General features: G+C 42.4%; 11 protein-coding genes. 5 read left to right on the top strand and 6 right to left on the bottom strand.

What is annotated here, in order from left to right; genetic code table 11:
* Window positions 1–175: 175 nt before the first annotated feature.
* Window positions 176–1,432, bottom strand: a complete 1,257-nt coding sequence (locus CIK80_RS13860) for a carboxynorspermidine decarboxylase (RefSeq protein ID WP_095570513.1) — start codon at window positions 1,430–1,432, stop codon at window positions 176–178.
* A gap of 158 nt (window positions 1,433–1,590) precedes the next feature.
* On the opposite strand from CIK80_RS13860, the gene CIK80_RS13855 reads away from it, so the two are divergent.
* Window positions 1,591–2,187, top strand: coding sequence for a DUF924 family protein (locus tag CIK80_RS13855; protein WP_228139948.1), 597 nt, complete (start codon window positions 1,591–1,593; stop codon window positions 2,185–2,187).
* A gap of 34 nt (window positions 2,188–2,221) precedes the next feature.
* On the opposite strand, the gene CIK80_RS13850 is transcribed toward CIK80_RS13855, so the two are convergent.
* The 3 genes from CIK80_RS13850 to lpxB form a co-directional block, all read right to left on the bottom strand.
* On the bottom strand, window positions 2,222–3,418 hold the full coding sequence (locus CIK80_RS13850; RefSeq protein WP_095570512.1) for a CAP domain-containing protein: 1,197 nt from the start codon (window positions 3,416–3,418) through the stop codon (window positions 2,222–2,224).
* Between the two features lie 155 nt (window positions 3,419–3,573).
* Window positions 3,574–4,452, bottom strand: a complete 879-nt coding sequence (locus CIK80_RS13845) for a ribonuclease HII (protein ID WP_095570511.1) — start codon at window positions 4,450–4,452, stop codon at window positions 3,574–3,576.
* Window positions 4,453–4,509: 57 nt separating this feature from the next.
* Window positions 4,510–5,817 carry a lipid-A-disaccharide synthase gene (lpxB, locus tag CIK80_RS13840; RefSeq protein WP_095570510.1) on the bottom strand — a complete coding sequence of 436 codons (1,308 nt, stop codon included), beginning with the start codon at window positions 5,815–5,817 and terminating at the stop codon, window positions 4,510–4,512.
* 415 nt (window positions 5,818–6,232) lie between these two features.
* Here lpxB and CIK80_RS13835 point away from each other — a divergent pair, with 415 nt between their 5' ends.
* Window positions 6,233–7,315, top strand: coding sequence for a 3-deoxy-7-phosphoheptulonate synthase (locus CIK80_RS13835; RefSeq protein ID WP_095570509.1), 1,083 nt, complete (start codon window positions 6,233–6,235; stop codon window positions 7,313–7,315).
* A gap of 108 nt (window positions 7,316–7,423) precedes the next feature.
* Here CIK80_RS13835 and pepN read toward each other — a convergent pair whose 3' ends face one another.
* Window positions 7,424–10,066, bottom strand: coding sequence for an aminopeptidase N (gene pepN, locus CIK80_RS13830; protein WP_095570508.1), 2,643 nt, complete (start codon window positions 10,064–10,066; stop codon window positions 7,424–7,426).
* Window positions 10,067–10,397: 331 nt separating this feature from the next.
* Here pepN and CIK80_RS13825 point away from each other — a divergent pair, with 331 nt between their 5' ends.
* From CIK80_RS13825 to CIK80_RS13815, 3 genes are all read left to right on the top strand, one after another.
* The gene (locus tag CIK80_RS13825) at window positions 10,398–11,015 is read left to right on the top strand and encodes a DUF6231 family protein (RefSeq protein ID WP_095570507.1); all 618 of its coding nucleotides are present in this window, start codon (window positions 10,398–10,400) and stop codon (window positions 11,013–11,015) included.
* 151 nt (window positions 11,016–11,166) lie between these two features.
* A complete protein-coding gene (gene pal / locus CIK80_RS13820) occupies window positions 11,167–11,685 on the top strand; it encodes a peptidoglycan-associated lipoprotein Pal (protein ID WP_062844726.1) in 519 nt (172 codons plus the stop codon).
* Window positions 11,686–11,798: 113 nt separating this feature from the next.
* A complete protein-coding gene (locus CIK80_RS13815) occupies window positions 11,799–12,584 on the top strand; it encodes a 4'-phosphopantetheinyl transferase superfamily protein (protein WP_095570506.1) in 786 nt (261 codons plus the stop codon).
* A gap of 102 nt (window positions 12,585–12,686) precedes the next feature.
* On the opposite strand, the gene CIK80_RS13810 is transcribed toward CIK80_RS13815, so the two are convergent.
* Window positions 12,687–13,601, bottom strand: coding sequence for a hypothetical protein (locus tag CIK80_RS13810; RefSeq protein ID WP_095570505.1), 915 nt, complete (start codon window positions 13,599–13,601; stop codon window positions 12,687–12,689).
* Between the last annotated feature and the right edge of the window lie 36 nt (window positions 13,602–13,637).

The raw sequence follows: 13,637 nt of genomic DNA, 5'->3' as shown, positions 1-13,637 counted from the left end.
AACGAGTGAATGATATGCGTGAATTAAAAAGGAAGACCGAGGAAAACCCACGCACCCGTCGGGCAAATATGGCTATTTTTGCCCGTGGCGATTATAGCAATTTTTACATGCTTTTCGGCAATAATTAATCGTTATAACCAATAGTTTTATATATCAAAAACCAGCAGACTTAAAATTAAGACAAACTCGCTTTATAGTCTTGATAATCAAACTCACGCTGCACATCAATGCGCCCATCTAAACGACGAATCACAATGGCTGGCATGTTAACACCATTGAACCAATTTTTCTTGACCATGGTGTAACCTGCGGCATTGCCAAAAGTGACAGTATCCCCTACTGCCAAATTGTCTGATAGCTCATACTCGCCAAAAATATCCCCCGCCAAACAAGAACGACCATAAATAATCGTATTTTCTGTCGTTTGCTCAGACTTGGCTGTCGACTGCTCATGAATGGTTGAATCATCGATAATAGACTTGACAGGATTGACATGAATAGTGGCTTCATTGATAGCTGTAACGGGCGCTGACTCACGATAGATCAACAAATCCAGCATATGCGCTTCGATAGAAGAATCAACGACAGCGAGATTTTTTTGATTATACATGGTATCTAAGACAGTCGTGACCAATGAACCTGCGCCATGGATACTTGCCTCACCTGGCTCAAGATACACTTGGACACCGTAGGTTTTGCCAAAACCTTTTAGTCTTTCGGCCAGTTTTTCAAGCGGATAATCAGGCGCGATGAAATGAATACCGCCGCCTAAACTCACCCACTCTAGCTGCTCTAAGATATCGCCAAATCGTGCCTCAATGTCCGCCAAGCTCTCACTAAAAGCCTCAAAGCTGTCATTCTCACAGTTGTTGTGAATCATCACACCAGTAATGTCACCAAGCACCGCTGTAATTTTTTCTTTATCATGCTCGCCAAGACGACTAAAAGGGCGAGCTGGATCAGCAATAATAAATGACGAATTGCTGGTCTTAGGATTCAACCGCAATCCGATAGGAATATTTTTTGCGGCGGCTTGATCTTTAAACGCAGTTAACTGTGAGATTGAGTTAAAAATAATCTTATCAGCATAGCTCAATACCTCGTCGATTTCATCAGCGCTGTACGCCACACTATAGGCGTGGGTTTCTTTTTTATCTTTGCCATTAACATCAGTATTATTACCAAAAGTCTCGTAACCCAACCGCACTTCATTCAATGATGAGGAAGTCGTTCCATGCAAATAGGGTTGCATCACATCAAACACACCCCATGTTGCAAAGCATTTGAGCGCCAATAATGCTTTGGCACCTGACAGTTCACACAGACGAGCAATAATCTGCATATTGGCAACGATTGCAGCTTCATCTAACAAATAATAAGGTGTTGGTGGTAGTGATACGTCGGACGGTTTTACTGAGTTTTCTAAATTCATAATAGGTTACCTAATCGCGCTATTGGCGTCATGACAGATATAAATATTTGCGCTATAGTAGACTAAATTCATCATAATTAGAATATCTTATGTCACTATCAACCGACTATTCTACTTCTAGTAGCCAAGCCAATTTATCTCAGCTCGATCCACAAAACATGAATTTGGAGTACCTTGATGCTGATGCTCGAGCTGTTTTAGATTTTTGGTTTAACAAGGACAACAAATCATATTGGTTTGCAAAAAATGATCATTTTGACCAACAAATAAACGATAAGTTTAGAAAGGTTTGGCAGGCGGCGAAACGAGGTGAATGCGTGACGTGGCGCAGTGCAGAAGCTGCTAAGGATAGCAACAGCTCCATTACCGCTTTGGCTGGACGCTTAGCAGAGATTATTGTTTTAGACCAATTCTCGCGTAATCTGTGTCGCGGACAGGCGGGTGCTTTTGCGCAAGATAGTATGGCAGTAGTCTTGGCACAAGAAGCCATTCAGCAACCACATTTTGACACGTTACCAGTGGATTGGCGCAAATTTATGATTATGCCATTCATGCATTCTGAATCCTTGATGATTCATAAGCGCTATCTACCTTTGTTTGAACAATTGAACGATGCTGAAACCTTGGATTTTGAACATCGTCATAAGAGCATCATTGAGCAATTTGGCCGTTATCCTCATCGTAATGATACGCTGGATCGTGAGTCAAGCGATGATGAAGAAGCCTTCTTGCAGCAGCCGAACTCTTCTTTTTGATTTCACATCCATAAACCCATAGCAAGGGTGCAGTCTATGCTTCATTCACGGCACCCGTCTTAAAAACAAAGCTCTTACGTTCTATCGCTTCACTATCTATCAACACATTAAAGCTCACGCGATATTCACTATTGCCATACAAACCGCAATTTTTACTTTTACTATTAAAACCCTCGCAGCTTTTTAAATCGTCGGTAATAGGTAAGATAAACGCTTCATTTTCTGGCAGTGCATTGGCTGTATCTTTGTAAGGATCTTGACGATAATCTAGCAATTCAATCGGTACATTGATATTGCGCCGAACATCATAGAATGTCACATTGCTGATGTTAATCGTGCGCGCTGACGGCACACTGATATATATGGGCTGCCCAATTGGGTCCTTTTGTAAGTCGCGACCCGTATGCTTGACGGGGTCGGGAGTTTCATTATATAGCGCGGTCACGGTATCAGTGACACCTTGACATGGATAAGTAAACACGCCTCTGACGGTTTTATTTTTGGTCGCTTGCGTTGCAGCGCTCTTATTGACCAATATGTAACCTTGATTATTGGTAGCATCTTTATTATATGGCTTATAGGTAACCATACCTGTACCAGTCAAATATAAGCTTGGGGACATAAGAGACCGCAAGTGATACGGCGCAGCCAATAATGACTTGGCCATTGAGCTTGCCATGACCTCTGAGCTAAACAGCTTACCTGCTGAACTATAATACATCGATTGTGCGATATTTTCGGCGGCACCAAAGCGTGCATTGGCGTAGTCTGCATTGGATAATCGCGATCCCAGATCTAGCCCGCCAAAAAACGGATTATTGGTATTGGTTACGTTTGCAATATCTGCAATCTCATTTTCGTAATGCGCATTAAATATGGTCGGTGCGCTATTGGCAAAAACGTATTTGATATAATTGGCATGCTGAGTGGCAATATTTTCTAAGGCCATATCAGCAGACAAACCATTCAGACCACAACTGGTTCTCGCCAAGCTGAATGCATTGTTGGCAATTAGCGCCGCATTGGTATCATTGTTTCCTATTGAATTGGCAGCCGGATCGTCAAGATTATTATTTGATTGGTCTATAGAGATATCACTTGGCTCAACGATAGGTGGAATGACTCTCGGTGCAGGAGTCTTATCAGCATCTTCCCCACCACCATTACAAGCCGTCAAAAGTACCGTTAAAAACAGGATGGTCGCAACGTTTTCATGTGAGGTGTGTGACATCACTTTTTATCCTATAACGTAGTAGCCCACATACGAATTTAATATAGCTTAGAATTAACTATATGAATGTTATTAAACAATATGATGCTATTTTATAATACTATACTTCTACTTAGGCTATTTGAATTAAAGCTATTAATAAATGAGTGTTATTTTTAATTTTCAAGCATCTTTTTGACTGGTGCAAAACTGCGCCTGTGCGCCGGTAAAATACCGTGCATTTCAATGGCTTCCATATGGGTCTTTGTTGGATACCCTTTATGCTTGGCAATGCCGTATTCTGGATGTCTCGTATCAAGCTTATACATGGTTTTGTCACGACTGACTTTTGCCAATATACTGGCGGCAGCAATACTGGTATGACGCGCATCGCCTTTTACCCAAGCCTGACAATCGATAGCGGATTTTTTGACACCTACTTTATCAAGTGTGGCTTTGTCTAAATCAGGACATCGATTGCCATCGAATAATACCTGTACGTAAGTATGAGCCCTTGACTGCGAATCGCCATCAGCGTTGTCAATAATAAGATGCGGAGCGACCATTTTTAATAATAACTCCGTACAGAGACGCATACCAAGCATCGTCGCTTGCAAGATATTAATCTGATCGATAACGGCGGCTGGTACATCTGCAACCACATACCCAATTGCGTATTGCTGTACCAACGGATACAGCACATCACGCTTTTTTTCACTCAATTGTTTTGAGTCTGTCAGTATGGACAATGGCGTCTCTTTGAGGGGCTGATTCTCAATCAGTCCTGACCAAGCGCTAGGTAATATCGCAGCCGCAACATTGACACTGCCCAAGAGTGGGCCGCGTCCCGCCTCATCAACGCCAATCTGTAGCGCCAACTGTACCAAATCTTCTTTTGAATTTATCGAATATTGAGTACGTAGCTCAGAGACGTTGAGTTGACCAGATAAATGGACAGGCTCAGCCAGCTGGATATACTGACCTTTAATATCAATCCGTTCAATAATGACGTCAAATGGTGTGGCAAAATTCTCGACAGCGTGCTCGTTACTCATAGTGTTATTTTGTCTACATTATTAATGGGATAAATGGGGATTAAGAGCGATAGCAGTTCAGGGTTTTTGGTTATTTTTGATAAACCATTGCTCAATCACACTATTGGCAGGCTCATGATTGCTTTGCTGCTCTAGCGCTTGCTTGGTGGCTAAAAGATCGCTTGATTGTTCAGCATACGCGCGAGGTTGTAGAAGACGCATGACGGTACGGCAAATATTATCACCACTTGCCTGCTCTTGGATAAGCTCAGGAACGATCGCTGTACCTGCCAAAATATTGGGCAATGCGACATAAGGCACTTTGACCAAACGCTTGGCAATTTGATAAGTCATCTGATTTAATTGATAAACCACGACCATAGGACGCTCAAGCAGCATCGCCTCCAATGTCGCCGTTCCAGAGGCCAGCATGACGATATCAGACGCTGCCATTGCCTGCTGACTAAAGGTCGGCTGACTGTCATCATACACCACCACAATAGCAGAGCGCAGCTGCTCTGATCGCTGATCAATGACATCTTGTACGATATATTGATGGTTTTGATCGACAGTTGGAATAATAAAACACAGCTTAGGATCTAACAATAAAAGCTTTTGGATGCCATCTAGCATCAATGGCAAAATAGCGGTAATTTCACTACGTCTAGAACCCGGCATCACACAAATAAGCTGACTAACATCATCAAAGCGCTCAATAAAAAACTGCTGCAAACCATCATTGTGCCAAACCAGCTCGCTACGCCGCTGATTGATCGGCGTCTCTAACAACGTTCGATCTATAGTACGAAGCAGAGGATGACCAACACAGATGGCTGGATGGTTATGACGATCATAGACGGGTAGCTCAAAGGGGAACAAACACAGCACCAAGTCAGTCGCGGCTTTGATGTTATGAATACGCGACTCACGCCATGCCCAAATAGAGGGGCTCACATACTGCACACAAAATATGCCTTTGGGCTTTAATTTTTTAGCGACTCTAAGATTAAAGTCTGGCGCATCAATACCGATAAACCAATCAATATCAGCCGCCTGAAACGCGGTCAGCAGCTCACGGCGGGCTTTTAGCAAATCAGGCAACTGTGCCATGACTTCCACCAGTCCCATCACCGCCAGACGTTCCAATGGAAAAATACTTTGTAGTCCCTGCGCTTGCATCTTACTACCACCAACGCCTACCCAGACAATATCGTCACGCAAATTGTTCATTTGCTGCATAAAGTCTGCGCCTAAGCTATCGCCTGACACCTCCCCTGCCACGATACCTATGATGAGTGGCGCTTTTTTTAATTCAGCTACCTGAGAATCTATTGTTGTCGAATTTGTTAGGTCAGTATAGGTATTAGGCGTCGCAAAATCTGTCATGACTAGCTCTCAATATTCAAAAATACAATTGATACAAAAGAAATATTATAAAATATAGCACAAGAAAACAGAGATAAAATACTAAAGCCACTAAGCACCTTTATTATTTAGGGCATCTCAATCACATTGTGTAAGTCGCCATCATACGTGACGATAGCAAAAATAGCGAAACTCACCCATAAAAACTGAGCGTTGAGCATCCAATATTTAATCAACACTTATTAATAGACAGAAAAACGAAATACCAAACATGCATTTGCGACGTCAAATGCAAGCCTAAGTGAGTGTAAGTATAACTAAGTTTTGGTTTCCACATTCCAGTTATCAGTTAATTAACTGCTCGACTACCCTTGTCAACTAAGTGTTTTGTCCGCATAATGAATATTCCTATAAATCAGCTAGATGATATATAACCATGACAACATCAGTTACCCATAATGCAGATATTGACGACGTGAATATTGAAAAATTTATTCCTTTGATTACTCCCGCTGAACTAAAGACCGAGCTACCTTTATCAGACAAAGCGTATGACACGGTTCTAAAAGGGCGCAACACCATTCAAAACATCTTGGATGGTAAAGATAAGCGCCTATTTGTGGTCATTGGCCCTTGTTCTATCCACGACATCAAAGCTGCTCACGAATATGCCGATCGTTTGGCTGTATTGGCAAAAGAGATCGAAGACAGCGTCTTTGTTGTGATGCGCGTTTATTTTGAAAAACCACGTACCACTGTCGGCTGGAAGGGTATGATTAATGACCCTGATATGAATGACAGCTTTGACATCGAAAAAGGTCTACGTACTGCTCGTATGCTATTGCTTGACTTAAACGAAAAAGGCTTGCCGTGTGCGACCGAAGCCTTAGATCCTAATACCCCGCAGTACATGCAGGATTTGATTAGCTGGTCTGCTATTGGCGCACGTACGACTGAGAGTCAAACGCACCGTGAAATGAGCTCTGGCCTATCTTGCCCTGTCGGCTTCAAAAATGGTACTGACGGTGGTATGACGGTTGCCGTCAACGCCATGCAAGCCGTAAAAGCTGGTCATAGCTTCTTGGGTCTGTCATCTGATGGCAAAGTCTGTATCATCAAATCTAAAGGCAACCCTTACGCCCATGTGGTACTGCGCGGTGGTAACGGCAAGCCTAACTATGATGAAACTGCCGTTGCTCAAGTCGAAAATGAGCTAGCGAAAGGTAAGACGAACGGCAAGATCATGATTGACTCAAGCCATGCCAACTCAGGCAAAGATCCTTACCTACAGCCAATGGTCATCCAAAACGTCGCCGAGCAGATCCAAAACGGCAACAAATCTATTATTGGTATGATGATTGAGAGTCATCTCAAAGGTGGTCGCCAAGAGCTGACTGCTGATTTGGATGCGCTTGAATACGGTAAGTCAATTACTGATGGCTGTCTAGATTGGGAAAGTACGGTCACGTCACTACGTAACTTACGTGACATGGTAAAAGACGTCCTGCCTAACCGTTAATCACTGTGCACATCAATGAGTCGATGTTCATCAACTTAAAAAAGCCCGTTTGACACTAGTATTGTCAAACGGGCTTTTTCTTGCTTCAACATAAGGATATGTCAATAGTTAGCTGTTTGCAGCATTTAACACACTGTCTAAACTTTCCATCACATGCTTTGACGTCACATTCCTTTGTAAGTCCAATAAGCTATCATGAGCCATTTGACGACGTGGCTCAACCAATGTATTCCAGCGGGCTAATACTTGTAACAAGCGTGATGCCAATACAGGGTTGGCATCATCCAGCTTTTTAATCACACCCGTATACATATCAAGACCTTTTTGTGTCCACAATACCGTAGGCTGAGCGCTAAATGCCCCCACCACTGAGCGTACACGATTGGGCGTATTCCAATCGAAGTCTTCGTGCATAAGCAATGACTCAATTACATCGACGCTCACATTATTGGCAGACGCTTGCACACTGAACCATAGATCGATGACCAAATCATCTGCTTGAAAGCGCTGATAAAAATCTTGCAAATAATTGTCAGCGTTCGCCACTTGATGATTGACCATGGCTTTTAGAGCACCAAAGCGTTCTGTCATACAGCTGGCATGATTGTACTGCTGCTCAGCCCACTCTGAGGCATCGTTGACACCAGCAGTCAAAGCCATGTCAAGTATCACATTACGCAAAGCACGTTTACCACGCGCTTCAGCACTGTCTTCATAGGCATCTATAGGTAGCTGTTTATAAAGCTCTGACCATTGGTCTTTAAACGTATCTGCCACTTGTTGATACAAGCTTTCACGCTGCGCTTTCACCAACTCTGGATCGTAATCTTTTTGAATTGCTGAAGCCAGTTCTTGTGCTGATGGGATATCGAGCAAACGCGCGGCCAACATCGCATCGTCAGACGCTAGTACTGGCAATGCCTGTGACAATGCTTGCAGATATATATCAGGGCTGCTTTTTGAGCTTTGTCCTTGCAGTAAAATACGATTGACAAGCATTTGAGTCACTTGCCAGCGATTAAACCCATTGGTCTCATATTTGAGCAAAAATGCCAAGTCTTCATCTTGATAATCATAATTGAGCTGTACAGGCGCACTAAAATCACGTAATAACGACACCACAGGTTCGCTAGTAATGTTTTCAAACACAAAGGTTTGTGTGGCTTGATCAAGTAGCAGCATACGCTCAGCGACGATGCCGCCAGAGTTTTTATCAAACAGCGCCGTCGCTACTGGAATTGGAAGAGGTTTTGGTGCGTCAAAGCCACTGACGTGACGAGTCTGCTGACTCAACGTAATGGTGAGTGTCTGTGCGGTACTATCATAACTTTGGTGACCCGAAACAACTGGCGTGCCTGGCTGACGATACCAATCGATGAAGTTTTCAATTTTATTGTCAGTGATACTCAGCGCTGACAAAAAGTCCTCAACCGTCACCGCCTGCCCATCATAGCGGCGGAAGTACTCATCTGTGCCTTTACGAAAGTCATCTGGCCCCAATGTATTGGCAATCATACGCACAATTTCTGCGCCTTTTTCATAGACAGTTGTGGTATAAAAGTTATTGATCTCAACGAAGCTCTCAGGACGCACAGGATGCGCCAGTGGACCTGCGTCTTCGCTGAACTGGTGCGCACGCAAAGTAGCCACATCATCAATTCGCTGAACGGCACTTGATTGCTGATCCGCTGAAAAAGATTGATCACGGTAGACCGTAAAGCCTTCTTTTAGACATAATTGGAACCAATCGCGGCAAGTGATGCGATTACCAGTCCAGTTATGAAAATATTCATGAGCAATAATGGCTTTGACGCTAAAGCTACGCGCATCGGTTGTGGTCTCAGGGCTAGACAATACGCAAGCGGTGTTGAAAATATTAAGACCTTTGTTTTCCATCGCACCCATGTTGAACTGACTAACCGCGACGATCATATAACGATCCAAATCATAGGCTCGGCCATAATTGACCTCATCCCACTCCATAGCGTCTTTTAGCGCCTGCATACCGACATCACATTTATCAATATCAGCAGATTTTGCATAGAGCTCAAGCGTGACTTCACGGCCTTCGCTTGTGGTGTAAGAATCTGTCAGCACGTCCAAATCAGCCACCACACAGGCAAACAAATAACTTGGTTTATTGGTTGGATCATGCCAAATCGCGTAATGACGGTTTGGCTCGTCTACCACGTCACCTGCCTCGACCAGATTGCCATTGGCCAGTAACGTGGCGTAGCGCTTGTCTGCTTCAAGACGCGTTGTAAATATGGCCAACACATCAGGACGGTCTGGATAAAAAGTTATCTTGCGAAAGCCTTCAGGCTCACACTGAGTGACAAACATAGTATCGTCACCACTGCCCGCCATATACAGTCCTTCAAGCGCCGTGTTGGTTTGTGGGCAGATGCGTACTTGAATATCTAATGTCACTTCATCAGACGCATTGGCAATGGTTAACGTCCTTGCTTCTTGCTGATAATCTCCTTCATCCAATTGGTGACCATTCATCTGAATCGTTAGTAACTCAAGCTCTTCACCAAATAACACCAGATCGCCTTCGGTTTGACGCAGCATTTTCAAAGTACTATTTACCTGCGCATACTCCTCAAACAATTTGATATCCAAATTGACGGTTTCCACATTAAAGCTTGGTTTTTTGTAATCTTTTAAATTGATTTTGCTTGGAGCAGTTGGCGGCACATCAGGCATATTTGGATTGATGATTTGAGCATCAGTTTCAGCAATAGACATATGAGTTCCTATTATTATTTATAATATATGAGTAAGGATAGTAGCATTTGACGATGATGTGTATTGAATCATACGTGCAATAGATCAGATAAAGTCAAAGATGAAAGACGATTTAATTTCGATGATCTGATAGTTAAATTGACCTAAAACCCTAAATTTCAAGAGCGTACTTTAAAGTAACTGTTTTTTAACTATGTTGCTAATACAGAACCGCTTTCAAAAAGAGAATATATATACCGAAATAATTAACCTACTCTATTCATTGGATAATGACAATTAAAATGATTTAATAAGCACAATGATACTTAACATTTAATAAATGGCTTATTACATGACACAACATAGCTCCAATCACTCGAATATTACTCTACCACTTCTCATAGATTATGTTGATGCCTTGCTACCATCACTGACCACAGAAGTAGGCGCAACATCTAGTCAACCTAATGATAACGCTGAAGTGCTATGGGTACTACAGGATAAGAACGCGCAATTAGCGATTGGGCCGCAGCTAAATAGTTATGTAGTTAATCAAAGCCACAGATCATCAACAGCAGACATGCAAAAACTACAGATATCCACATTATCAAAGCTTTTTCACCAACCCGTACCAGAGCGTTATACACTCGCCTGCTTTTGGCTACCGACATTATCATTAGAGCTGCTACAACAATATATTCCACTACTCATGCGCTATCGCGACCTTTATGCCGCTCACGTTTTAATCGCTCTAGATGATACTGTAGATCTAAAAGCTTATGGCTTCACACCGTTTGATGTCTTAAATGAGCAGCCTTTAGAAGATAAAGTTATCAATAAGGCAAAATCTGCATCATCAGATTCAGCTACCTTGTGGCAATTTAACTTATATGACTATAAACAATTACCAAATTGGCTCAATGCTGATTATTGGGCCAATCCTGAAAATTGGGGCAAGAACCGTTGGTAATGCGCTCGATATCCATATGTAAATTCAAGAGTTATTTACAGTAATACTACTTACATAATGTAACATTTAGTATATGCTAGATAGCAATTGCCTGAGTTTTATTGTAAGCAGTTTAAAAAAACAAAATTAATTAAATTTTTAGGAGCTTATTATGTCAACCAGTTTTTCTAAGATCGCTGTCCTCGCTGTATTATCAAGTGCTGTTGCATTGACCACAGGTTGTGCTACCAAGCGCGCTACCTCTGAAGTTGTCGTTGCGCCACTAGGCATTCCAGGTGGACAAGCAGGATATAATGGTGCTGTAATCGTTGATAATTCTAGTGCAGTGGTTACGGGTGCTGAAAATTTGCAAGCGGTTGTCTATTTTGCTTTTGATAGCAGTGAAATTACTTCACAAGCTGCAAACGTCCTCAATCAGCATGCAAGCTTACTAAGCTCAAACCCGAACGCTGGTGTTGTTATCGCAGGTCATACCGATGAGCGTGGTAGTCGTGAATATAACATCGCATTGGGCGAGCGCCGTGCACAAGCTGCTCGTAACTACCTAGCAGCTCAAGGTGTCGCTGTAAATAACGTCCGCGTTATCAGCTATGGCGAAGAGCGTCCTGCTGCTACTGGTACTACTGAAGAAGCCTATGCGCAAAACCGCCGTGCTGAATTGTCTTATTAATACTGGTACAATTCATCAAGTGCACTCTGCTTGATAGTAAAAAGCCCAACGATATTATATTGCTGGGCTTTTTATGTTTTACTAAGCGAACTTATATCAATCGATTCCTACCAATGATATCAACCTTGAGTCTGACCCAGCTGCATTATACTCAGCTTGACGCCACAACCTGGTGTGCTACTGCGCAAGTAAGCGAAACTTTGAAAGCGCAGCAAGAAGAAAAAATATGGCAAACAGCTGCTTTTATATCTCATATAGCTCGCTATGACTTTACAGAAGTAAATTGGCAGTATCACTCTGCAACCCTGACTCTATCAGTACGGGAACTGGCTCATAAGCAGCGCCAACTACAACGGCAGGGTGTTCGATTATTATTGAAAAAATTACTCAATGAACTCAACATAAGCGATTCTTTAGACGAATCAGGTTTTCCTTATCGCCTCAGTAATAATGGCTATTATGTATGCTTTAGTCATACAAGCAGCGCTAACAAAAATAACGTTAGTGAACGCTCTGCCCTAACACTCAATGAGACGCTAAAAAGTCACATTGCCGTCATTATTACTCGTCATCGTCCTGTAGGTATTGATGTAGAAAGTAACAATGTTAAATGGCGAGTCGCAAAGCGTTTTTACTCAACCGATGAGCTTGCAGCCCTAAAGTCACTTCCCATTATTCAACGTGACAACATTGCCAAATTATTATGGCAAATAAAAGAAAGCTTTATCAAAATTCATCAATATACCTTGGCACAAGGATTGAGTATGGATTATGCTGCTCTCATTCCTGATTTGATGTGTTGCCTAGAAGGCGAATCCACTATCCAAGTCGTTCAATATGATTTACCTCATTACCGTATTGCTATTTTGCCTAACCAACAAACGATCGTTATATTTTAAATAACCTATTTTCACGATTTCTTTACACAAAAAAAATGACCCTAAAAAGGGTCATTTTTTACTTTAATCTTTTCTAGTAACAGTATTTAAACTGTCATTAGATTAGAAACGGTAAGTTGCACCAACTTTAACAATTGGGAACCACTCTAGGTAATCTTTATCTTCAAGTTCTTGCTCAGCAGCTTTAGCAACATCTTTACCTGTAACAACAGTAGTAGAAGTATTACCGCTATTACCAGATACAGCAGTAACTAGGCCGTCTGGATTGCTTGAACGAACAGTAGCATCAGTTTTGCCCATGTATGCTGCACCAATTTCACCGAACACACCAAAGTTGTTAGTGATGTTAGGACGGAAACCGATAGTACCATAAGGCGCTAGCTTGTTACGGTGTTCGATAGTACCAGACAATGTACCAGTCTGACTAGCATTGTAATCAACGTCGTCGATTCTGAAGTTTGGACCTTTAGAATTTGCACGTACATCGATATCGTTATCAGGAACAATGATACCAGCACCCATTGTGAACCAGTTAGCAACTGGACGGTACTGAACACCTAGGTATGGGTTGCTGAAATCAGCATCTACATCATAGTTGATGTCATTAGCATCAAAGTCACCGCCGAATAGGTCAGCAACATCGCCACCTGCCCAACCAGCTTGCAATTCAGTTTTTTCGTTCATTGACCAAGCAACGTTAGCACCATAACCTAAAGTACCAACTTCAGCACTTACAGATGCTGGGTTGATAGCAGTTTGGAACAAAGTCTTAGTACCACCTAATACAGCACCAGTAGTGTTGCTTAGTACACCAGCGTCAGCATTATAAGCGTAAGAAGGAGCAGGTTCTGCTTCATAGGCTACTGCAACTGGCTCTGCTTCATAAGCTACTGCAACTGGTTGTGCTTCATAAGCCATTGCATCGTTATTATCAACAACAATAACAGGTTCAGCTGCTAGTGCAGCAGTTGACGCTAAAACGGCAGCAGAAATTGCTGTTAATTTAATAAGTTTCATAAATACTCTCCTAAAGTGTGGAATAACTCGCCCAAA

Source organism: Psychrobacter sp. JB193 (assembly GCF_002285555.1).
GTDB classification, from domain to species: Bacteria; Pseudomonadota; Gammaproteobacteria; order Pseudomonadales; family Moraxellaceae; genus Psychrobacter; species Psychrobacter alimentarius.
Note: the sequence above shows the minus strand (reverse complement) of the source record. Positions and strands in the feature narration are given on the sequence as shown.